Here is a 24,338-nt window from a genome sequence, read left to right on the forward strand (position 1 = left end):
TTAATTCAAGACCAGACGTCCTGACAAAGGAGGACTTTTCGATGACTGACAAAAGAACGAATATTTTCCGCAACAAACGTGCTGTGACGCTTATCGGCATACTTATCCTGCTTTCAGTAGGCGGGATCGTTTTCCTCTCGAAAAAAATCCTGCCGGGCAAATCAACAAACAATACAAATATCCCGGTCATAGTGGATACAAGTGCAACCCCAACATCACAGGATACATTCGGCATTGATGTCGGATTGAGCGATGGGAAACCCGGTGCGGACATCGTGGAAACGTTACCCGTGGCAACTGGGGAACCGCTCTCACTGGAAAATATCCAATTGATTTATGCGCGTCTACCGGACCTGACGCCTGCTCCCGGTGAACAGACCGGGTTCAACCCTCCGCAGGAACTCCTCCCGCCTCCGCGGCCAGGGAATGTGATCGAAGGACAGTTCCCGCCTCTCGAAACAGGACCAACTCCGGATGAGTCAGAAGCGGGGCCTTTGCAAGTGTCCCGATATGCACCTGAGGGAGAGATCCCGATCGCGCCATTTGTCAGTGTGACGTTCAATCAAGCGATGGTCCCTTTAGGGACATTAAACAATCTGGCCGAAAAAGATGTGCCGGTCATCATCGAACCATCCCTACCCGGCACATGGCGTTGGTTGGGAACAAAGACCCTAACCTTTGAATATGACTCTGAGTTGATTGACCGTCTGCCCAAAGCGACCGAGTATCGCGCGACCGTACCAGCAGGGACGAAATCTATCAACGGACAAACATTGGCTGAAGCCATCACATGGACATTCAAGACTCCCACAGCGAAGATCGTCACCTCATATCCATATGAGTATTCCCCACAACCGCTTGACCCGATCATGTTCATTTTGTTCGATCAACGCATTGACCCAAAAACTGCACTTGAAAATATTGAAGTGAAGGCTGGCGGCCAAAGTGTTGCACTTGTTTTAGCTACAAAGGCAGAGATCGAAGATGACGAAAGTATCAAGCAGTTGGTTGATACTGCACAGGAAGGGCGCTGGCTTGCGTTCCGTGCAACAAAACCATTACCTGTGGAAACCGATATCACGGTGATCGTCAAAACAGGAATGCCATCCGCAGAGGGGCCTCTCACCACAACAGAAGATCAATCGTTCAGTTTTCATACCTATGCTCCCTTGCGAATCGAGGAGCATCGTTGCAGTTGGTATGATGATCGTTGTCCACCATTAACTCCCTTTACGATTCGTTTCAATAATCCGATTGATACCATGCTATTCACGGAGGATATGTTACGAGTAGAGCCAGAGATCCCCGGCGTGTCTGCCAATGTGTACGGGAACACGATCGAGATCAGCGGTGCAACCAGCGGACAAACAACCTACCGTGTCACTGTGTCGGGAAAGATCCAGGATGTCTTTGGCCAACAATTGGGCGACGATACGAGTCTGACATTCAAAGTGGGTAAAGCGGATTCGATTTTGGTCAACACGGGGCAAAGTTTCATTACACTCGACCCGACGGCTTCGAAGAAGGTCTTTTCGGTCTATGCCATAAACTACAACAAACTTAATTTGAAAGTGTATTCCGTTCAACCCGCGGACTGGCCTCGTTTCAAGGAATATCTGCGGGAATGGCAACGGACAGATAATCCACCTTCCATGCCTGGCACATTGGTCGAAGACAGTTCGCTTACGTTGAACATCCCGGATGATACATTGTCACAGGTGGCTGTTGACCTCGGGAAACACATGAATGGCGACTTCGGTCAATTCGTCCTTATCGTGGAACCGCCGAAAAAGATCATTGAAGCGGAAGAGGACAAATACAGGCGTTTCTCTCAAACCATCATCACATGGGTGCAGGTCACACAGATCGGTATAGATGCATACACCGATCACAGCGAAATGGTGGCTTGGACAACCGACATCAAGGATGGTTCACCGTTGTCTGGCGTTCGCATTCAAGCGAATAACAGTAACGCATCCGTTTTGAGCGGAGGAGATGGTGTTACGCGCTTTGATATTCCATCAGGAGCCACTTATCTCGTTGCGAGTAAGGGCGCAGATCAGGCGATCCTGCCACGCTCAAACTATTATTGGGGCGACGATCCATGGACAGTCAATCCAACAAATGACTTCCTAAGCTGGTATGTCTTCGACGACCGTCAGATGTATCGTCCCGGTGAGGAGGTGCATCTCAAAGGTTGGCTGAGACGTATTGGAGCAAAACAAGGCGGCGATGTTACATTAGTGGGCAATCTGGTTTCTTCTGTGCGTTATCAGATCATGGATCCATTTGGCAATGAGTTGGGCAACGGCACAACAGATGTGAACGCCCTCGGTGGTTTCGATTTCGCATTCACCATTCCACAAACGACCAATTTGGGAACAGCGACTATTTACATCTCTACCATCGGCGATGTAGGCGGATTGGATGGTAAGGATTATTCTCACAACATCCAGATACAGGAATTCCGTCGGCCCGAATTCGAGGTAAATGCACGCAACGAGACATCCGCTCCGTATTTTATGGGCGATCAGGCAACAATCGCTGTTGAAGCGAAATACTATGCAGGCGGCGCGCTCCCCAATGCCGATGTCACCTGGCAGATCACGACATCCCCCGGTACCTACTCCCCGCCCAACTGGCCCGACTTCACTTTCGGCACATGGCAACCCTGGTGGTGGTTTTATGACTTCAATTATCAAACTCCCGAAGGAGTTCAAACACAAACCTTCAATGGCAAGACCGATGCAACCGGCACGCATTATCTAAACCTTGATATGAACCAAAAGGGCGATCCTGCCAAAGACCCGCAGCCGCAAAGCGTGGTCGCACAAGCCACGGTGATGGATGTGAACCGTCAGGCGTGGAGCAGTTCCACTTCACTTCTCGTTCACCCCGCCGATCTTTACATCGGCATCCGCAGTGACCGTTACTTTGTCGGGCGCGGCACGCCGCTCGAAATTGAGTTCATCGTCACCGATCTGGATGGAGAACCGGTCAGTGATCGTCCCGTTGAGATCACAGCAGGAAGGTTGGAATGGAAGACTCGTAACGGGAAATGGGCCGAGGAAGTGGTGGAAGTCCAAACCTGCTCGCTTCTTTCTCAACAGGAACCTGATTCCTGTTCCTTTGAAACTCCCATCGGCGGAAGCTATCAGATCACCGCACAAGTAACAGACGAACTTGGACGCAAGAATCAAAGCCGCTTCACGCGCTGGGTCAGCGGTGGAGAGCAACCTCCCTCACGCAAAGTAGAACAGGAAGAGGTCACACTTATTCCGGATAAGGAAACCTATCAGCCCGGCGACATAGCGGAAATCCTTGTGCAATCTCCGTTTGTACCTGCTGAAGGATTATTGACCGTCAGTCGCAATGGGATTTTATACACAACACGCTTTGAAGTCGAAGATGGCACAGCCACTTTGAGAATTCCCATCGAAGAAGAACACATCCCCAACCTGAACATTCAAGTGGATCTGGCTGGCTCTGCAACGCGCACAGATGACAATGGAGAACCACTTTCCAATGTTCCACCGCGTCCTGCCTATGCCAGCGGTCAATTGAACTTGAGCATTCCTCCTCAGCAGAGGACATTGTCCCTGCAAGTGGAACCAGATCAAAGCAGGTTGGAACCGGGCGGCGAGACGACTTTGAACATCATGGTGAAGGATGCGAATGGTCAACCAGTGTCGAATGCTGAACTGGCAGTTGTCGTCGTGGACGAATCCATTCTTGCACTGACAGGGTATCAACTGAAAGACCCGATCAACAGCTTCTACGCTGACCGACCATCCTATCTCTCAAGTATCTATGGTCGTGCCAGCATCATTCTGGCCGACCCGCAATCACTGGCAAGAGCACAGAATAGAGAAGAACTAGTGTTAGAAGCAGCAGCAATAGAAGCACCAGCTATGGCCGCTCCTCAACCCACAATGACCGCAACATTAGCGGACGGTGTTAAGAATCAAACACAGGCGCAAACATCAATTGCCGTTCGCACGAATTTCAATCCGCTGGCAACCTTCGCACCTACCGTACAAACAGGTCCCAATGGCGAGGCGCGGGTGTCGGTCAAACTGCCGGATAACCTCACCAGATACCGGGTCATGGCTGTGGCGGTGGATCGAGGCGGGAATCAGTTCGGGACGGGCGAGTCGAATATCACGGCGAGACTGCCGTTGATGGTACGCCCCTCCGCGCCACGCTTCCTCAACTTTGGCGACAAATTCGAATTGCCCGTTGTCTTGCAAAACCAAACCGACGAAGCAATGACAGTGGATGTTGTCCTTCGCGCCACGAACCTTGAATTTGAAAATACGGGCTTGCGTGTCAACGTCCCAGCCAATGATCGCGTGGAAGTGCGCTTCCCAGCCTCCACAGTGATGGCAGGGACCGTCCATGTGCAGATCGCGGCGACATCCGGGAATTACGCTGACGCCGCCAATGTGGAGTTGCCTGTTTACACTCCGTCAACGACCGAAGCCTTTGCTACTTATGGCGTGATCGACGATGGAGCTATTGCACAGCCCGTGCAATATCCTTCGGGCGTTTTCCCACAATACGGCGGATTGGAAGTTTCAACATCATCTACTGCATTGCAGTCATTGACCGATGCAGTGTTGTATCTGGTCTCGTATCCATACGAATGTTCCGAACAATTGGCATCTCGCATTTTGGCGGTCGCTTCATTGCGTGACGTGTTGACTGCTTTCAAAGCCGACGGGTTGCCCTCGCCCGCTGAAATGGAATCAGCCGTGAACCGCGATATTGAGCGCCTGCAAGGGATGCAAAACTTCGATGGCGGATTCCCCTACTGGCGACGCGGATTCGAGTCCAGTCCGTTCAATACCATCCATGTGGCACATGCCTTGTATCGTGCAGAGGAAAAGGGATTCGATGTGCCCGAAGAGATGCAACAGAATGCACTAGCATATATGCGCGACATCGAAAGCCACTATCCATCCTGGTACAGCGAAGATACACGCCGAACGCTCAGCGCGTATGCGCTTTATGTGCGCAATTTGATGGGTGACCGTGACTCAGCAAAAGCTGAAAGACTGTTGAACGATGCGGGGCTGGAAAACCTTTCGATGGAAGCCATCGGCTGGTTATGGTCTGTAATCGATGATGAGAGTCAATTGGATGCCATTCGACAGTTTGTGAACAACCATGTTGTTGAGACGGCAGGCGCAGCGAACTTCACAACGTATTACAGCGACCAGACCTATCTTCTGCTCAGTTCCGACCGCCGCACCGATGCCATCCTGTTGGATGCGTTGATCGAAGATAATCCACAAAGCGACTTGATCCCCAAGGTGGTCAACGGTTTGCTTGCACATCGCAGTAAAGGCCGCTGGAACAACACGCAGGAGAATGTTTTTGTCCTTCTCGCGCTTGACCGTTACTTCAACACCTATGAAACCCAAACGCCGGACTTTGTGGCGCGCATTTGGCTGGGAGATACCTACGCCGGAAGCAATGAGTTCCGCGGACGGACGACAGACATCCACGAAACACTCATCCCGATGAATTATGTGCTCACTGAAACAGAGGCTGGCGGTGGGATGGAGAATCTGATTCTCAGTAAGGATGGCACGGGCAGGTTGTATTACCGCTTGGGGTTGCAATACGCTCCCACTGACTTGAACCTCGATCCGCTGGATATGGGCTTTGTCATTGAACGCCGCTATGAAGGCGTGGATGATCCCGAAGATGTGTATCAAGACAGCAATGGTGTCTGGCATATCAAGGCTGGCACGCGCGTGAAAGTGAAGATCACGATGGTGGCCGATAATCGCCGCTATCACGTGGCATTGGTCGATCCGCTCCCCGCTGGCTTGGAGATCATCAACCCAGACCTTGCCGTTTCACAAAGCGCGCCACAAGACCCAGCCAGCCCGGACTATCGTTATGGTTGGTGGTGGTGGGGCACATGGTATGAACATCAAAACATGCGCGATAATCGCGCCGAAGCCTTCACATCCTTGTTATGGGATGGGGTGTATGAATATACCTACATCGCCCGCGCCACCACGCCCGGCACATTCGTTGTCCCGCCTGCCAAAGCGGAGGAGATGTACTCTCCTGAAGTCTTTGGCCGAAGCGGAAGCGATTGGGTGATCGTGGAATAAGAGTTACAGTTGGAGGTGCAGTACATACTGCACCTCCAACAAGTTAAATGACTTCGCCTTGACCGCGTTTCAAAAACTGACCCATCCCCCTCTTGCCTTTCCACTCATCGCCATCCACAATCAACTGTCCGCGCAGGAAAACTTTTTCGGGGTACCCCGTCAACTCCCAGCCTTCATACAAGTTATAGTCCGTGCGTTGATGTGACATCGCGACGCCGTACTTCACTTTCTTCTCCGCATCCCAGATCACAATGTCTGCATCGGAGCCTTCGAGCAATGCACCTTTACGCGGATACAGACCAAATATCTTCGCGGGGTTCGTGCTCGTATATGCCACAAATTGATTCTGCGTCATCTTCCCCGAACGCACGCCATGCGTCCATATTACTGGCATGCGATCCTGGATGCCCGGCAAGCCATTCGGTATCTTCGTGAAATCATCCTTCCCCAACTCTTTCCCGGGGATGGCGATCTCGCTTCCTTCATAGACGATGGGATTGGTTCCGTCAAAATAAAATGGGCAATGGTCCGTGCCGACTGTCTGCAAGATCCCCTCTGTCAACCCTTCCCACAACCGCGCATTATCTTCCTTCGTTCGCATCGGCGGAGAACAGATCCATTTCGCGCCATCAGGTTGACGCAAATTATCAATCGTGAAGAACAGATATTGCGGACACGTCTCCCCCATCACTTTGACGCCGCGCTCACGAGCATACTTCAACATATCCACTTCGCCTCCCATATTCATGTGGACGATATACACACTCGCATCAGCACTAGACGCCATGCCTGCCATCCGCAAAGTAGCTTCTACTGCGCCCCAGCCTGGTCTTGTCAACGCATGCCATTCGGGAGTCGTATGTCCAGCCGCAAGTGCTTGTTCGGTCAACGTATCGATGACATCGCCGTTCTCACAATGTGCCATGACCAACATGCCGTTATCTCTGGCAACTTGCAAGGCTTTGAAGATGCCACCATCATCGAGCCGTAGACGTCCGTTATAGGCGGTGAAGACTTTCAAAGTTTGAATCCCCATCTTCATCAGAGAGGGGATTTCTTTCGCGATCTTGTCATTGAAACGAGTCAGATTCATGTGAAAGGAATAATCAATGGCGGCCTTCTCCGCCATCTTCATCCAGAGATCCACTGAATAATCAAATCCTTTATCTTCCAACACAACAAAGTCCATAACGGTTGTTGTCCCGCCGAAGGCTGCGGCTTTGTGACCAGTGTAATGGTCATCGGAGGAGACTGTATCGAACATTGGCAAATCCAAATGGACGTGAGGGTCCACGCCGCCGGGCAGGATCAGCTTTCCCGTAGCATCGATCAATGTCGCTGAATCAGCTTGAAGTCCAGGAGAGACGCGGACGATCTTTTCGTCCTCGATCAAGATATCGGCTTGAAACGTTTCGGTTGCGGTGACGAGGGTCCCGTTTTTAATGAGAGTAGTCATGAGTTTATAATCTCCAGAAAAGAAGTAGACCAGCGATTAACATGAGGAAAACAACGATCATCAATCCCAACCCAACACGGAAGAAATCGCTGAAACGATAGTTGCCGGGACCCATCATGATGAGGTTAACGGGATGCGCAATGGGCGTGAGGAAAGATGCGGAACATCCGATAGCCGCGGCAATGGCAATGGCTTGAGGATTCGTGTTGAGATGAAGCGCCGCACTAATGGCAATAGGGCCGATCACAAAAGCAGTAGCCTGACTGCCCATGAATTGTGTGAGAAGTGCGGAAAGTAAAAAGGTGGTAGCGGCCAACCCAAGCGGACCGATGCCAAGGTTCGTTATTAGCGTGATCACATTAAGGCCGATCAAATTTGCAAGACCGGTATGGATCATACCCAGGCTGGCAACATACATGCCTGCAATGAAAAAGATGACCTGCCATTCGATGGAACGATATACCTCTTGCAAAGGCAACAGACGCAACAAGATGGAAAGTAACGCCGCCGCAAGAACAGATAAATACACAGGAACACCTGCAACGGAAAAGGCTATGGCACTGACAAACACAGCAACACTGATCAGCGCACGCCTTCGCGGAATAGCACGAGGTGTGGGGTCAGTTTCGAGGATGACAATATCGGGGTTGATGCGCAAATCTCGCGTGCGTTCGGGTGGACCGATCAGCAAAAGCGAGTCACCCATTTCAAGGGGAATGTCGCCCACATCGGTGCGGTAACTGCGATCACGTCGAAACAAGGCAACGACCATGAAGCCATATTTGCGACGGAAATTCATTTGCTTGATGGTCTGACCAACATATGCAGAGTGAGGAGCAAGGATCAGCTCAAGAAAGGCCACATTGAAGTTGGTCAGCGTTTGAAGTTCCCGACTGATCTTGAAACCGATCTCGGACAATTGATCGACACGTTCTTTACGCCCGACAACGAGAAGGACATCGTGCGCCTCGATTTCCACTGTGGGATCTGGCGTGACAATGATCCCACGTCCACGGCGGATGGCGATAACGGCCAGCCCAAACCGTTCGCCGATCCGCGTTTGTTTGAGGGTTTTACCGATCAACGAACAATCCGGTGTGAGGCTCGCTTCCCAGAGACGTTCGCCAAGGGAGTAGAGAGTCTCCACTTCATCACTGGCACGACGTGCAATGGCTTGTTCTGGTCCGGGTTCGCGGTTGGGCAAAATGCGGCGGCCGATGGTGGTCAAGTATAAAATGCCCGCGATGGCGATCAATCCGCCAACGGGAAAGAACGATAAAACACCAAGCGGTAGTTGAGGAGGTTTGGCAACTGATAGCAGGTTACTGAGAACAATGTTCGCTGTCGTGAAGTAGGTGGCCATGCCACCCAATGCTGTTCCAAAAGAGATAGGGATCAACAATTTGCTTGGCGCTATCTTCGATTTTTTCGCAACTTGTATGGCACTTGGAAGAAGCAAGGCTCCCACTGCCACATTGTTCATCAACAAAGATAAAGATGCGGATGCAAATGTGAATAAAAAGATCAATCGCGATTCAGATTTTCCACCCATGGCGGCAAGACGTTGCCCGAGCCAGAGCATGACACCGTTGTGAGACAGAGTCTGTGTAAGGATGAAAAGCCCGATCAACGTCACAACGACGGGCTGACTAAATCCCGAAATAGCGAGCAGTGTCTGTTGAGGGGATTTCTCGTCACCGAGAATGCTAAAGCCCAGATATTGTGCCAACCCCAAAGCGACTATCACAAATAGCGCGGCAACATCCACCCGCCAACGATTGAACACCACTTGCAACAGCGGGATGGCAATCATCGCAACAACGAACCACATTTCAAGGGTCATATGGTTCCTGCATTTCCTTGATTCCCAACAATGCGATCAATACTTCAGGTGGAATATCCGCTTCGGGGAGATCGGTTTTGTAGAGTTGTTCATTTTCGGCTCGTTCACGCAAAGACCGCCAAAGGAGTTGACGTTCGTCGCCGTTCACGACGAGATCATTCAGGGATTTGGCTTTCAGCAAGTACTCCCCCGTTGTATAGAGAAACGTCAGGCGTTTCCATTTCTCTGATTTGACTGGCTCTTTCAATTTCTCCAATGCACCGATCTGGAGTTTGTAATACTCTTCTTTCGCACGTGGATGGTTTGCTTCGTCTTTGAGAAGTTCGCCACGCGTAGTGAGTTCATGGCCTTTGACTTGCGAGATGAATTCGATCTGTCCGCCACGGTCACCGAAAGCTGAAGGTTGGTAAAAAGCTAGATAGTCCACGGCTACAACTTTGGGAGCGGTGCGAAGCGGGATTCTATACCAGCCCAAGAGTCGCGCGATCTCCAAATCACGTGGAATTGGGAGAAGGCAGACGAGAATCAAGTCCGTTGGTTTCAGCATGAGGATATTATAAAGGTAGGGACGGGCAGTTGCCCGTCCCTACAAATTACACCAACCCAACTTCCTTGTTGAACTCAACGATCAGTTCGTCAATTTCATCGGCCTGCTTCTGGACATCGGTCCAATAGTTGGGGTGATACCATTGTTGTTGGATCTCTTCGTAGGTGCGTCCCTGTTGTTCGACCCATGTGTAGTATTTGAGATTGTGCACGCGACGCTTATCAGTGTAGCGGAGTTCGAGCATGTTATCGGTGGATTCGCCATGCAGATAGCGGGCAAAGTCTGCGGCGGCATCGCGCTCAGAGTATTCGCCGAATTCCTGATGCATCTCGTGCAAACGCGAGCGATAGAGTTCCATCGAGTCAGTGAGGACGGTGAGCATGATGTCGTTCTCGTCCATCTCGTAATATTTAGCGGCTTTGATGCACGAGAGAACATTCGAGATGCCTGAGAAACCAAGCAAGTCAAGTTGACTGACTGTCGCTTCGGGGACGCCTTTCTCGACGAGGAACTGTCGTCCATTTTCTTCGTTGAAGAGACGAGCGATGTTGACAACTGCGTTATCGTCAATGGCTGTGACTACATCCGTATTCTTGGTGTTATGCACCCACGGTACATGTTTATCGCCAATACCTTCGATGCGATGTGCGCCGAATCCGTTTTCGAGCAGTGTAGGGCATTGCAACGCTTCACTCGCAACGATCTTTGAATCGGGGAATAATTTTTTCATGTAATCGCCAGACGCAATTGTGCCTGCGGAACCTGTGGCCGAGGCCATGCCGCGATAGCGTCCGTTTTTGCCTGCGACTTGTTTGAACACTTCTTCCATGGCATGACCCGTCACTTCGAAATGCCAGAGGTAATTGCCGAACTCTTCGAATTGGTTGAAGATCATCAGGTCTTGCCCGGAGTTGCGCAACTCCCAACACTTGTCAAAAATCTCTTTGACGTTCGATTCAGAACCGGGTGTTTTGATCGTCTCGCCTGCGACTTTGGACAACCACTCGAATCGTTCTTTGGACATCCCTTCGGGCAAGATCGCAATGGACTCACATCCCAACAAAGCGGAGTCATATGCGCCACCGCGACAGTAATTCCCTGTGGAGGGCCAGACTGCTTTTTGAGTCGTCGGGTCAAATTGACCTGTGACCAGCCTCGGCACGAGACAGCTAAACGCCGCCCCGACCTTGTGCGCTCCGGTTGGGAACCATTTGCCAACGATGGCAATGATGCGCGCGGGAACACCCGTCAACGAAGAGGGAAGCTCGAGAAAGTTGACGCCGCCAAAGGTCCCGCCTGAGGCGAGCGGTTGGTTATGCCAGTTGATGCGGAAGAGATTGCGCGGGTGAATGTCCCAGAGTCCGATACTCTTTAATTCATCCTTCACCTTGGCTGGAATTTTTGAAGGGTCTTTCATCTGTGCGTAGGTTGGGATAACGATATTACGTTCCTTCGCACGTTTGATGGAATTTGCACGACGTTCTTTTTGTATGGTCAAGTCAATGGTTGTCATAGGGTCTCCTGGATGTTTCAATTGTAGCGCAGGACAATTTCACTCACAATATGACTTAACTCTGGAAATATTTTCCTCAAGAGGCTCGGCCATATCCAATACAAGACGATCTTCGTTCCACGGTTGGTAGTATTGTTTTACTTTCTCGATATCAGACCATTCCAGTTCATGCCAGCCGGGGATGTTACGTTTACGAATTGCCAACCGTGAACGATGTAACGCTTCATCAGCACAAACACACTCGATCACTCGCCAATCGGCCTGATATTGCGCGGATAGTTCTCGCCATGTCTTTCGTATCGACAGTGTCGCGGCGACGCTATCCAAAATCACTGACTGCTTCAGCATGAATTGACGCTCTGCAAGAACGGTCATTAATTCATAACCTACGTAACCCAGCGGCTTATCATTCGATATTGACTGCAAATCATTTCGCAATAAAGTCGCTTCCAACCAGTCTCTGGCAAAGACAGGAATTTGAAGTTGTTTGCCAAGCGCTTCCGCCAATGTACTTTTACCAGTGCCGGGCAAACCAGAGAAAACGATCAATTTCATTCTGACTCCTCCAATGAAGTGAGACATGTATACTATTCATCTTCAGGGTATTTCGTTGTATTGTAACTTCACACTTTTATCAATAAGGAGAAAATCATGAAAAATGCAGCAGCAGGGGCCTCGTCGGGATGTATCATCTGGGTGGTTATCTTCTGTATCATGGCTACATGTGTGATCCCTATTGCCGCCACCGCTGGGGGCATTTCTTCCGGGAGCGACCTCGCAGTACGGACAGTTGGCCCAATGGTATGTCCGGAAAACACCACTCCAAAGATCGACACTTACTCAACAACATCCATCGATGACAATGGCTTTGAACGCCCAGCCACAGGATACCAAATCCAATGTTTTGATACGAACGGAGAAGTTGTAAAGACCGATCCTGTTGCCTTTGCTTTTATCTGGATCGGGATCTTTGCAGGCATTGGTCTTGTGCTGGCAGGTATCCTTGCCTTTGTTTTCGCAGCCCCCGGAGGCGTGTTGATCGCAAAATTACTCAACAGAAACAAACAACACCCAGACAATATGTATTGAACTGCGAGAATGTGAATTTCATCTACACAAATCTCAAGTGTGTTTTAACAAAAACGTATGCTGATTTTAATGTATCGGTTTTTATTTGGAGTATTATGTGTTCAAGAGAAAGGAGGTAGCCATAGAGACACCGCCTGAAATGTTTACCCACGGAAGGATTGGGCAGCCTTGACCTGGTCAATAAGCAAAAGTAAGCTTTAGAACCAGACGTTCTCCTAACGAAAGGAAGGCGCAAATTCCCACTCCTTCCCAGCCATCTAAATAGCAAGATCTACTCGACGGATGGGTGTTCCCGTAATTGGGTTCCCCACCCGTCTTTTTTTATTTCATCGCCCTACGGATACGATCGAGACCCTGCTTGAGAAGCCTGCGCGAGGTACCGAAATTGATCCGCACATGACCGTCCCCTTCTGGTCCAAAGATCTTTCCATCACTTAAGGCAACTTTAGCCTGATCCATAAAGAACTTAAAAGGGGAACCCGTGATGTCGGTCTGCGTGAAATCAAGCCAACCCAGATAGGTGGCATCTGGAATGGTCATGCGCACACTGGGCATGTGCTTGGATACATATTCCACGAGAAAGTCACGGTTGCCTGTGAGGTACTGACGTAATTCTTTCAGCCATCCATCACACTGACCGGAGTACGCGATCCGTGCGGCTTGCAAACCGATGCTATTTACGTGCAGACTCATGTTTGACACTTCCTTTTGATAGCGGTCGCGCAAGTCTCGATTTGGGATAATTGCAAACCCACAAAACAGCCCAGGCACATTGAATGTTTTGGAGGGTGCTACCAACGTGATAGTATGCCTTGCTATCTCAGAGGAAAGCTTCGCAATGGGAGTAAATGAGTTGCCACCAAGGAACAACTCTGAATGAATCTCATCTGAAACGATAATTACGTTATTCTTAATGCAAAGTTCCGCCATTCGTAACAGATCTTTACGAGAAAAAATGATCCCTAATGGATTATGAGGATTGCAAAGCAGGAACATCCCCGCCTTTTTTACTTGCCGTTCAAAAGCAAACCAATCGATCTCATATCTCAATACATTTCCATGCACAGTCTTGATCAATGGCACATTCAACTGCGGTACGCCAATATTATTTTTGATCGAGTGAAACTCATTGTAGACCGGGGTCTGAATAAGCACGCCTTTTTGACGCGATGCAAACGCACGCGCCGCTACGCTAAAGGCACTCACAATTCCAGGAGTAGCAATGATCGCATCAGGTTTCACTTTCCAGGCATACAATTCATCCATGCGCGCGGCAACGGTCTCATATAAAGCTCTCGACGGAATTTCATAGCCAAGGACTCCCTGATCCACCACCTTGTGAAGTTCTTTCAAAATCGGTTGAGGGGCGGGGAAGTCCATATCCGCCACCCACATGGGAAGCACATCTTTAGGATAGTAGGTCCATTTGTTATATAGGTTTGGGCTACGACGATTGGGTGTAATGTCAAAGTTGTATTTCATAGGTTCCTGTCTGCAATGTGATTATTTTTTATAGGCTACGATCATTCCATCCCGCAACGGGGCAAGAGAAACGGCCCAATCAGGATCGCTTGTAATATCATGCGTGAAGCGGCGAATGGCTTTCGTAGATTTTTCATGGTTATTTGGGTTGAGTGTTTGTCCGTGCCAGAGCATGTTATCAATGATGAGAATACCGCCAGAACGTAGCTTCTCTTTGATAACGGGAAGTGAATCAGGGTAGGATTCTTTATCAATATCGTTGAAGATAATATCGAATGGACCTTCCGTCTGGCGAAGCGTCTCAACTGCTTCGGCAACGTGATAATGGATAAGGCCATCGAATCCCATCCTCGACAAATGCTCCTCTGCCATCTTCGAAAGCTCTTCATCCCAAACCGTATGATGCACAACCCATCCCTCGTTTTCCTGTACCGCCTTCGCAAACCATGCTGTGGAGTATCCATACCCTGACCCCATTTCAAACACAGAGGTTGCATTTATTATGCGGGCAAGTTGATAACAGTAATATCCACTTACCGGGCCAAGAATAGGAAAGTCCTTTTCTTCGGCATATTTTTCCATTGCCTGCATTTCGGGCGGACGCGGCGGGACGAGAGTGGCGAGGTACTCTTGTAATTTATCGTAGTTGATGTCAGGCATAGCGACTCCTTTTATGGATGGGAAAATACACCCCGCGATTATATTCCTAAAAACAAACAAGGGCATGGATCACCATACATCCATGCCCTTGTTTTAGAAAAAGAAAAAGTTATGCAGTCTGTTTGTTTGTAAGGCTATAAACCGAAAACACAAGCATCAGGAATGCCGCAAACCATGCGGCAAGAACTACATCAGGCGCAGGCGTCTGCTTGACCGCAATTCCAATGAAAGACCATGCCAGAACAGATGCATAAGCCACATCACGTCGAGTGATGGTCATCAACAAAGCAACGATACATGCCACGCCGATCATAATGATCGCCCATGTAGGAGCCGCAATCCCGAAGGCATCCCATTGGACGAGATACAACCAGTCTGTGACGTTCGCAACGGCGGCAACTGTGATCCAGCCGAGGTAGATGCTAAATGGAATATCCACGGACCAGCGCTCGGAGCGTGAGACAGAGACGCGGTTCACGTCAAGGCGCAGGTAACTGGCGATCAACAACCCCAGCAAGGTCAGCATAACAAGTACGCCCAAACCGAAGTAGTTATAGTGCCATGTGAACAACCAAGCCGCATTGAAGATTCCGCTCAAGGCAAACAGATAACCAAGTTTACGCAATCGCGGACTTTCCTTCTGCGAAGGAAGAAACTGGAAAATCGTAAAAGCGATCCAGCCGATGTAGATGATGCCCCAGATGGCAAAGACATAACCCGCAGGAACGAAGTAGACCTGGAAACGATCAGAGATCTCGCCGGTGTTCTGTCCGTTGAGAGGCAGGGCTGAGGCGAGGATGTTCACTGTCAATGCAATGATGGCAGAAACGAGATTAGCAACTTGACGTAATGTGTCTTTCAATTCGAATACTCCTGATTTTATTTTTCATGTAGGGGCGATCCAATGGGTCGCTCCTACGGTTTTATTGCAAAGCCTTGATCTTCAACCACAAGGCAGGGATCTTGCTCACCTTCCCTATTGCAGACAAACTTGCCCGTTGGGTGAAGACGTCGTAATCGTTCTTTTCGATCTCATCGAGAATGCCTTGATAAAAAACGGATGCGGCACCAATCGCGAGTTGGCCTTCGCGTTCGAGCATCTTCACGCCTTCCCATGATTCAGCATAAAGTTGACGTGTACGTTCGATCTGAAATTTCATGAACTGACGCCAGTTGTCTGTGATGCGACCTTCGGCAATGTCCTGTTCACGGATGCCGTAGAAGGCAAGTTCTTCGCGAGGGAGATAAAGGCGTCCGTTGCGGTAGTCTTCGCCGATGTCACGCAGGATGTTGGTCATTTGGAGGGCAACGCCTAGTTTGATGGCATAGGGCACGGCTTCATTTTTCTTGAACCCGACAATGTACATGCTCATCAGTCCAACCGTGGAAGCGACGCCGTAGCAATAAGTAGCAAGTTCATCAAAGGTCTGATAACGAGATTGGGTCAGGTCTCGGTTGACGCCATCAATTAATTGCAGGGCGTAGTGGCGCGGGATATGGTATCGGGTTAAGGTATCGGCCCATGCGGCAGCGACCAGGTCATCGTCCGAGAAAGAAGCGTGCTCTATCATCCCACGCCAGTAATCGAGTTGGGACTCGCGCTGGTCATCCGTGGACTCGTCCACGATGTCATCCACGGTTCGGCAGAACGCATACAAAGCACGGACAGCGGAACGCTTCTCTTCGGGGAGCAATCCTGATGCGAAGTAAAAGGATTTGGAATGCTCGGCTGTGATCTGCTCTGCTTGCTTATACGCAATTCGAAGAGTGGCATCACCAGCCCAATAGGAAAAGAAGGGACGGGTATGCGGGTGTGGGATGTTCCCAGCGAGTGCGAGAAGTTGGTTCTCCCAGTTGGCTTGTACTTGCATGGTGTACCTCCAAGGTCAGGATTTATATATTGTACGTGTCTTGTCATATTTGTCAAGGTTTTGCAAAGAAATACATTGACAAATTCTGTGCAACATGTATAATGACTGTACTAGCCCTCACCCATGCCCTCCTCCCAAAACGGGAGAGGGAAGTAAAAGGAAAACCATGAACAAACCAACTGCAATTGTGATCGGCGCTGGGATCGGCGGAATAGCCACTGCCGCCCGTCTCGCCAAAAATGGATACGATGTAACCGTTCTTGAAAAAGAAGCGACCCCCGGCGGACGCTGTAACCAGATCGTTCAGGATGGCCACCGCTTCGATATTGGTCCGACCCTGTTTCTCATGCCCGAGGTTTGGGAGGAAACTTTTGCCTCTCTCGGTGAAAAGATGAGCGACTACCTCGACCTGCGCCGCATTGACCCCACATATAAAGTTCACTTTGATGATGGTTTGCGCTTGGAGTTAACTTCCGATATTGGCAAGATGCAAGAACAACTCGAGGCCGTCGATAAGACCGCTTTTACTGGTTTCCTCGGTTACATCGCAGAGGGAAGCAAGCACTACAAGATCTCGCTCGAGAAATTCGTTGGGCGCAACTTCTATAACATCTTCGAATATTTCAGCTTGAAGAACCTGCCGCTTATCGTGCAACTCAAAGCGCTTCAAAAGCACTTCACCAATACAGGTCGCTTCTTCAAAGATGAACGTCTCAAGGCCGCATTCACTTTTCAGAACATGTATCTCGGTCTCAGCCCTTACGACGCACCTGCCACCTACTCGCTCCTTCAATACACCGAATTAGCCGAAGGCGTTTGGTATCCCATGGGCGGGATGTACGCCGGCATTCAGGCATTGGTCAAAGTTGCTGAGAAATTGGGAGTCAAGTTCCATTACAACGCACCCGTGAAGCATATTGAAACCAACGGCAAAAAAGTGCTAGGCGTAGTCTTACAAGATGGACGCACATTCACATCCGATATCTTTGTCGGCAATGCAGACTTGCCCTACATTTACAAGAATCTTCTGCCCGATGTAAAAGAAGCCAAGAAACTCGATGAAAAACTCTACACCTGCTCCACGATCATGTTCTACTGGGGCGTGGACAAAGAGTACTCACAGATCGCGCACCACAACGTATTCCTCGGCGGCGACTACAAAGCTTCGTTCGACCAGATCTTCAACGATCACACACTACCTGAAGTGCCTTCGTTCTACGTCCATGCACCAGCACGCACTGACAAAGCCGCCGCACCCGAAGGGCAGGACACACTTTATGTACTCGTACCAGTCGGTCACCTCGATGCACGCACCGAACAGGATTGGGATGCTTTAGTCAATCGCGCACGCGAAACCGTGTTCAACCGCCTCGCCAAAGAGATGGGCGCAACAGACCTAAAGGACCACATCAAGTTTGAGATCGTGTACCAGCCCAAAGTGTGGAAAGAGCGCTTCAATCTCGAAAAAGGCGCGGCGTTTGGGCTCAGTCACAATTTCTGGCAGGTTGGCTACCTCCGCCCGCACAACCGTCACAAACAATACAAGAACCTGTACTTCGCAGGCGCATCCACGCACCCCGGCACCGGACTTCCGATTGTTCTCTTATCTGCAAGGCTCACAACCGAGCGCATTTTGAAGGAAAGCGTTACAATACCTGAACAAAAGGTGGTCAAACCCCACCTAACTCCCGCTCAAGGATAAAACATGTTCAGTACAACGCCCGCCTACAACCTCAAGGTCGTTCTCAAAGAAACAGGTCTCGCCGCAGACACTTTACGCGCCTGGGAACGCCGCTATGGACTTCCCAACCCTAACCGGACGGCGGGCGGGCATCGTTTGTACTCCCAACGTGACATCGAAACCATCAAGTGGCTGATCAATCGACAGGCCGAGGGGCTTTCCATCTCCCGTGCCGTGGATATGTGGAACGAACAGATCGCCTCAGGCTCGGACCCGTTAGCTGGTGCGGCCTCAATGGCATCTACCTCTTCTTTAGCTGTTCCTCCCGTCTCCTCCGATTCAAACCTCGCATCCCTGCGCGCGGACTGGATCAGTGCCTGCTCTGATTTCGATGAAGTTCTCGCTGAGCAAATTCTCAATCAGGCGTTCTCGGTCTTTCCCGTTGAATCCGTTTGCACCGATATTCTGCAAAAAGGGATGTCTGAGATCGGTAACCTTTGGTATCAAAATAAGTTGAGCGTGCAACAGGAACATTTCGCATCAGGTCTCGCCATGCGCCGCCTCGATGCATTGCTCAGCGCTGCCCCCCCGCCGACACGAAAAGAAACCATCCTTGTCGGTTGCCCTGCAGACGAATGGCACACGTTCACGCCGCTTCTCATCGCTCTGCTCTTACGCCGCCGTGGATACAAAGTCATCTACCTCGGCGCGAATGTACCTGCGGATCGTTTCGTAGAAACTGTCAGAGACACCAAAGCCGATTTGGTCCTGTTGGTTGCACAACAACTCATCAGTGCCGCCACACTGCAAGGCACCGCACATGCTCTCGTGAACAAAGATATCCCTGTCGCTTTTGGCGGGCGCATCTTCAATCTACGCCCCAACCTGATGGACTATATCCCCGGTCACTTTCTAGGCAGTGACATTGGTTCTGCAATCAGTGAGATCGAAAAGATACTAAAAGCCAAAGTCGTGCCCAACGCAAAAAAAGCCGCATCACAAGGACACATCGCCGCGCATCAGGCATATACATCCAAACGCACAAAGATCGAAGCCTCGATCAAAGAAATCCTTCAACCCCTCGCCATCTCGCCCGATGATGTCAACACAGGCATGCACTTCCTCGGCGACCAGATCACCGCCGCTCTGCAACTGGGCGATATGTCACACGTCTCTGCCGAAATAGATTGGTTGCAAATGCTCCTCACCGCACACGCCACACAACCCGAGCAACTTGTCAACTTTATGGAAGTCTACTCCCAAGCTGTAGACAAGAACATCAATGGCCAAGGCAAGCCCATCTCTGAATGGTTGGGGGCTGAAATGCAAAAGCTGAAAGCATAAATGCACTATCAACCCGCCTATCAATCGAAATACGCATCTAAAGGAAATTGATGAATAACAAGCTTCTCTTCTCGATATTATTGGTTGTCTTCATTGACTTGCTCGGCTTCAGCCTGATCCTGCCCTTGCTCCCTTATTATGCAGAGACGTTCAACGCCAGCAAATTCACAACGGGATTACTCATTGCTGTATATGCCCTCATGCAATTGATCGGCGCACCCATCCTCGGCCGCCTCTCCGACCGCTACGGACGTCGTCCCATTTTATTGGTCAGTGTTTTTGGCACTTTCCTCGGCTTTCTGTTGCTGGGCTTTGCCAATACACTTTGGATCCTTTTCGCCGCCCGTATCATTGACGGCATCACTGGCGGCAACCTGAGCGTGGCACAAGCCTACATCTCCGATGTAACAGATGCCCAAAACCGCGCCAAGGGACTTGGCCTGATCGGCGCCGCTTTTGGTATCGGCTTCATCATCGGCCCCGTCACTGGCGGGTTGTTGAGCCAGTATGGATACAACGTCCCTGCGTTCGTTGCAGCGGGTTTGTCGTTCTTCAACTTCATCCTGATCTATGCCTGGCTTCCTGAATCGCTGACAAAAGAAAAGCGCGAGCAAATCGGTGAACAAAAGAAACCCGCCGTCACCCTCGGCGCACTTCTCACCGCTTTGCAGCGTCCTTTCACGGGTTCATTGCTTATCACTCGTTTCTTCTTTGGTCTGGCATTCGCCATCTTCCAAACCATCTTCTCGCTCTATGCGCTTGCCAAGTTCAATCTGTCTGCCCGTGATACGGGATTCGTCCTCACTTATGTTGGCGTGTTATCTGTCATCGTGCAGGGATTTCTCGTTGGCAAACTCACTGCTCGCTTCCGTGAAGATCATCTCATCATGGCATCCGTTGCACTGATGGCCATTTCTCTGTTTGGCTGGGCATTGGTACCCTCCGTATTCTGGTTATTGGTCGTTCTAACGCCCACGGCTTTATCTGGCGGTATTCTTAACACGTTGCTCTCCAGCACGCTCACCAAAGCCGTTGCCCCGCATGAGATCGGCGGCATCCTCGGTCTATCTGCCGCAGTGGAAAGTTCCACGCGCATCATCGCCCCGATTCTTGGAGGCGCATTGCTCGACAAAGTCGGTACCTGGTCACCTGGCGCATTTGGTGCGGTCGTTATGATCGGTGTAACCATTTATGTTTCAGCAAAGATCCTGAACCATCCGATCGTCATCTCCCTCAAACAGGAGCCTATCCCCGCCCCCGTTATCGTGAACGATTAGCTATCTTTCAAAAAGGAGTCCCCATGTTGATCGAAACCGCCCGTTACGAGTTACCGCCCGAAGGCATCACATTGCTCGGTTACATTGTGCGCCGTATGCACAAGACCGAATGGCTTGCCAAAGCTCCAGAAGCGCTTGCCAAAAAGCAGACTGCCCAAGCGCTCGAATACTCAGCGGTCTATGCGGTTACATCATCCACATCGTTCGGGCGTGCTTACTATCAACCACAGTTCAATCGTGCAGGTGAAACTGTCAGCGAAGCAGACCCAATCACAGGCGCAACGGTCACAGCCAAACTCAACAGCACCTCCCCGCACTACGATATTTCCTATCAAGCCGTCATGCCCAATGGTGACACCTTCCAAGGTTCAGAAACGATCACAGGCACCACTGTCGGCTTGCGCGGCCTCGGTATGCCCGCGCCATCCAAATTCACGTTCACATCTGGCAACTACACAGCCGAGTTCGAAGGTCTCATCACAAGTGAATTGGCGCTCTCCATCTTTCGCAACACACGTATCCGCGCCTACGGCTTTCTAAACATAAAGGACAACAAAGGCAATGCAGGCCGCCTCGAGCTCAATCGCGCAGGAGATATCTCGATCAAGATCAACGAGGGTCCCGCATCGGCTCACTCCATCGCCAAGATCACGTGGATGAACACACAACTCCCCGCACCACAACCAGCATGACAGCAATCTGGTGGATTCGCCGCGACTTAAGGCTGACGGACAACGTTGCGCTTCATTCCGCGCTCGGAGTTGATTCGGTCCTCCCGGTCTTTATCATCGATCCGGCCTTTTCCTCCCAATCCCCCCGTCGGAGAGATTTCCTTTACGAAGGGTTACATGCACTCGATAAGGATTTGCGTGAACGCAATTCGTATCTCGTAATCCGTAAAGGCAGTCCCCTTGATGTTCTAAAACAACTCGTGGACGAAACCAAAGCGGACGCCATCTTCGCTGAAGAGGACTTCACTCCCTATGCCCGCAAACGCGACCTCGAGATCGAGCATCATCTCCCCCTCCACCTCGTCAACGGACAAACTGTCCATCACCCGAATGCAGTTTTGAAGGCAGATGGTAAACCTTATACAGTCTACACACCGTACTCAAAAGTATGGAAGGCAAAACTTCCAGCGCAATTAAACTTATATCCTGCACCTGAAAAAATAAATACACCGTTTGAGATCACAAACGAGCCTTTGCCACCCTTCAAGGTCAATCCACTTTTCCCTGCGGGAGAAAAAGAAGCATTGGTTCGGCTAGAAGAGTTCTTGCATAAACGCATCTATGAATATGGTGACAACCGCAACCGCATGGATTTAGATGGCACATCATCATTGTCGCCCTATCTGCGTTTTGGAATGCTTGGACTGAGACAAGCTGTCAGTGCAGCGATACAGGCTGAAGGTAAGGCAAGAGTCGAAGCACCTCGTAAAAGTGCAGAAACTTGGTTGAATGAATTGATCTGGCGCGAGTTCTATATTCAGATCCTGTATCACTTTCCGTATGTGTCCAAGACATCATTCAATCCTTCGCTGGCGAATATCCCGTGGCGAAACGATGTGTCAGAGTTTGAAGCGTGGAAGAGGGGCGAGACAGGTGTCCCTGTGGTGGATGCGGCGATGCGTCAACTCAAAGAGACCGGCTGGATGCATAACCGCGCGCGGATGATCGTTGCATCGTATCTCGTGAAGGACTTGTTGATCGATTGGCGTTGGGGCGAAGCGTGGTTCATGGAAAATCTGCTTGATGGCGATATTGCAGCGAACAATGGCGGCTGGCAATGGACAGCGGGCACAGGCACTGATGCCGCACCATATTTCAGAGTGTTCAACCCCGTTCTGCAAAGCGCCAAATTTGACCCAAACGGCGAGTACATCCGCAAGTGGGTTCCCGAGTTGCGCGGCGTGGACGCGAAAGACATTCATGCGCCGTGGGAAAAGGGAATCAAAGTAAAAGACTATCCTGAACGACCGATTATTGAACGAGATAAGGATAGAACGTTGCAAGCGTATAAGTTATCAAAGGAAAGTATCAAAGCACGATGACACAAAGTATTTCTCCAGAAACTGGGCGCGCCGCATTGAGCGCGCTTTTCAAAGAAGGTTCACCGCTTGGACCATTGAAAGTGATGGCAAAGCATGTGGGTTACTTTTTTCAAATCCCCTTGCCGATGTTCAAGCCATATGTGGTCTTTGGTCCTGAAGCGAACCGCAAAGTGTTAGTCACCGAACGCAATAAGGTTTTGTGGCGGAACACCGATCCCGTCACGGACCTGTTACGTCAAGGCGTATTGATCGTCGATGGCGAAGAACATGACCGTTATCGCAAACTCATGGAGCCACCACTTCATCCGTCACAGTTACCCAATTACACTGAGATTATGATTTCTCAAACTGAGCGCGTTGCATCGCAATGGAAAGATGGCGAGACAGTGGACATGCTCATCGAGAGCCGCAAAATCGCCCTGCTCATCATCATGGAAACGCTGTTCAACAAAGATGTATGGGATGACCTGCCACGTATCTGGACACCCATCCTCAAAGCCATCGAATACATCTCACCTGGGATGTGGATCATCTGGCGCAAGATGCCGAGGCTGGGGTTTGGTAAACACTTGAAGGTGTTGGATGAATATCTATATGGAATTATCGAAGACCGTAGACGATTGACCATAGACCGTGAAGCAGTCGGTCCGTCGTCCACCGTCCACCGTCCAAACGACCTTCTTCAACACTTGATAGATGCTGGGCTTACCGACGATGTGATCCGCGACCAAATGTTGACAATGCTCATCGCGGGACACGATACATCCACTGCCCTGCTGGCATGGACGTTCGCCTTGCTTGGCCAGCACCCTGATGTTCATCAACGTGTAATTCATGAAGTGAGCACGATGGACAAGTCTCCATTGCTCGACCAAGTCATCAAAGAAAGTTTGCGTTTGTATCCTCCTATCCATATCGGCAATCGCCGCATCGCAGAAGAGATGGAGTTTACAGAAGGGAATGTCCCTAAAGATGAGAGGATGTTCTATTCAATCTACCTCACCCACCGTGACCAGTCCATTTGGGAGAACGCTGAATCCTTCTGCCCTGAACGTTTCGCCCACGGACGAAAGACGCCGCCGTTTTCATATGTGCCATTCGGTGGAGGGCCACGGGCATGTATCGGTGCGGCGTTCGGTCAAGCCGAGGCGCGCATTGTCATGTCAGAGTTACTTCGCAATTACAAATTTGAATTTACGAATCACAAGATCCACACCCACATGGGCGCCACATTGGAACCGCGACCGGGGGTGATGATGAAGGTAGCAAAAAGATTTTCGGTGGTTGAGTAGGCGGCGTGATTGTTCGCTGCCGTATCGAAACCACCAAGTAATCAAAGAGATTTTAGTTAGTGGTGGTTTCGATACGCCCTTCGCAACGAACGCTCAGCA

General features: G+C 50.4%; 17 protein-coding genes. 8 read left to right on the plus strand and 9 right to left on the minus strand.

The genetic code is table 11. The features are described from left to right. Positions 1-41 precede the first annotated feature (41 nt). Complete coding sequence (locus IPP66_01015; protein ID MBK9923846.1) at positions 42-6,131, plus strand: hypothetical protein; 6,090 nt, start codon at positions 42-44, stop codon at positions 6,129-6,131. Between the two features lie 43 nt (positions 6,132-6,174). On the opposite strand, the gene hydA is transcribed toward IPP66_01015, so the two are convergent. The 5 genes from hydA to IPP66_01040 are packed head-to-tail and all read right to left on the minus strand — an operon-like array spanning position 6,175 to position 12,045. Beyond that, entirely contained in the window at positions 6,175-7,587 is a 1,413-nt protein-coding gene (hydA, locus tag IPP66_01020; protein ID MBK9923847.1) for a dihydropyrimidinase, read from the minus strand. Between the two features lie 4 nt (positions 7,588-7,591). Beyond that, the gene (locus tag IPP66_01025) at positions 7,592-9,430 is read right to left on the minus strand and encodes an SLC13 family permease (protein ID MBK9923848.1); all 1,839 of its coding nucleotides are present in this window, start codon (positions 9,428-9,430) and stop codon (positions 7,592-7,594) included. Continuing rightward, complete coding sequence (locus IPP66_01030; protein ID MBK9923849.1) at positions 9,420-9,977, minus strand: hypothetical protein; 558 nt, start codon at positions 9,975-9,977, stop codon at positions 9,420-9,422. The genes IPP66_01025 and IPP66_01030 overlap by 11 nt, the downstream gene beginning before the upstream one ends. Before the next feature lie 46 nt (positions 9,978-10,023). Then, positions 10,024-11,490: a pyridoxal-phosphate dependent enzyme gene (locus IPP66_01035; protein MBK9923850.1), complete on the minus strand. Its 1,467-nt coding sequence runs from the start codon at positions 11,488-11,490 to the stop codon at positions 10,024-10,026. 39 nt (positions 11,491-11,529) lie between these two features. Continuing rightward, positions 11,530-12,045 (minus strand): ATP-binding protein, encoded by a 516-nt coding sequence (locus IPP66_01040; protein ID MBK9923851.1) that lies wholly within the window; start codon positions 12,043-12,045, stop codon positions 11,530-11,532. A gap of 96 nt (positions 12,046-12,141) precedes the next feature. Here IPP66_01040 and IPP66_01045 point away from each other — a divergent pair, with 96 nt between their 5' ends. Then, the gene (locus IPP66_01045; protein MBK9923852.1) at positions 12,142-12,579 is read left to right on the plus strand and encodes a hypothetical protein; all 438 of its coding nucleotides are present in this window, start codon (positions 12,142-12,144) and stop codon (positions 12,577-12,579) included. A 321-nt stretch (positions 12,580-12,900) separates the two neighbouring features. On the opposite strand, the gene IPP66_01050 is transcribed toward IPP66_01045, so the two are convergent. The 4 genes from IPP66_01050 to IPP66_01065 all read right to left on the minus strand — a co-directional run bounded on the left by IPP66_01050 (position 12,901) and on the right by IPP66_01065 (position 16,592). Continuing rightward, positions 12,901-14,061, minus strand: a complete 1,161-nt coding sequence (locus IPP66_01050; protein ID MBK9923853.1) for a pyridoxal phosphate-dependent aminotransferase — start codon at positions 14,059-14,061, stop codon at positions 12,901-12,903. Between the two features lie 21 nt (positions 14,062-14,082). Then, the gene (locus tag IPP66_01055) at positions 14,083-14,721 is read right to left on the minus strand and encodes an O-methyltransferase (protein MBK9923854.1); all 639 of its coding nucleotides are present in this window, start codon (positions 14,719-14,721) and stop codon (positions 14,083-14,085) included. A 109-nt stretch (positions 14,722-14,830) separates the two neighbouring features. After that, the gene (locus IPP66_01060) at positions 14,831-15,583 is read right to left on the minus strand and encodes a tryptophan-rich sensory protein (protein ID MBK9923855.1); all 753 of its coding nucleotides are present in this window, start codon (positions 15,581-15,583) and stop codon (positions 14,831-14,833) included. 61 nt (positions 15,584-15,644) lie between these two features. Continuing rightward, entirely contained in the window at positions 15,645-16,592 is a 948-nt protein-coding gene (locus tag IPP66_01065) for a phytoene/squalene synthase family protein (protein MBK9923856.1), read from the minus strand. 166 nt (positions 16,593-16,758) lie between these two features. Here IPP66_01065 and crtI point away from each other — a divergent pair, with 166 nt between their 5' ends. Genes crtI through IPP66_01095 form a run of 6 tightly spaced genes read left to right on the plus strand, consistent with a single transcriptional unit; the run spans position 16,759 to position 24,239 of the window. Further along, a complete protein-coding gene (crtI, locus tag IPP66_01070; protein MBK9923857.1) occupies positions 16,759-18,294 on the plus strand; it encodes a phytoene desaturase in 1,536 nt (511 codons plus the stop codon). 3 nt (positions 18,295-18,297) lie between these two features. Next, positions 18,298-19,617, plus strand: coding sequence for a MerR family transcriptional regulator (locus tag IPP66_01075; GenBank protein ID MBK9923858.1), 1,320 nt, complete (start codon positions 18,298-18,300; stop codon positions 19,615-19,617). Between the two features lie 47 nt (positions 19,618-19,664). Beyond that, positions 19,665-20,894 (plus strand): MFS transporter, encoded by a 1,230-nt coding sequence (locus IPP66_01080; protein MBK9923859.1) that lies wholly within the window; start codon positions 19,665-19,667, stop codon positions 20,892-20,894. Between the two features lie 23 nt (positions 20,895-20,917). Beyond that, the gene (locus tag IPP66_01085) at positions 20,918-21,586 is read left to right on the plus strand and encodes a hypothetical protein (GenBank protein MBK9923860.1); all 669 of its coding nucleotides are present in this window, start codon (positions 20,918-20,920) and stop codon (positions 21,584-21,586) included. Next, entirely contained in the window at positions 21,583-22,947 is a 1,365-nt protein-coding gene (locus IPP66_01090) for a deoxyribodipyrimidine photo-lyase (GenBank protein MBK9923861.1), read from the plus strand. Before IPP66_01085 ends, IPP66_01090 begins: the two co-directional genes overlap by 4 nt. Further along, positions 22,944-24,239 (plus strand): cytochrome P450, encoded by a 1,296-nt coding sequence (locus IPP66_01095; GenBank protein ID MBK9923862.1) that lies wholly within the window; start codon positions 22,944-22,946, stop codon positions 24,237-24,239. Before IPP66_01090 ends, IPP66_01095 begins: the two co-directional genes overlap by 4 nt. The last annotated feature ends 99 nt before the right edge of the window (positions 24,240-24,338 follow it).

Origin of the sequence: Candidatus Defluviilinea proxima, from assembly GCA_016721115.1 — a bacterium.
GTDB classification, from domain to species: domain Bacteria; phylum Chloroflexota; class Anaerolineae; order Anaerolineales; family Villigracilaceae; genus Defluviilinea; species Defluviilinea proxima.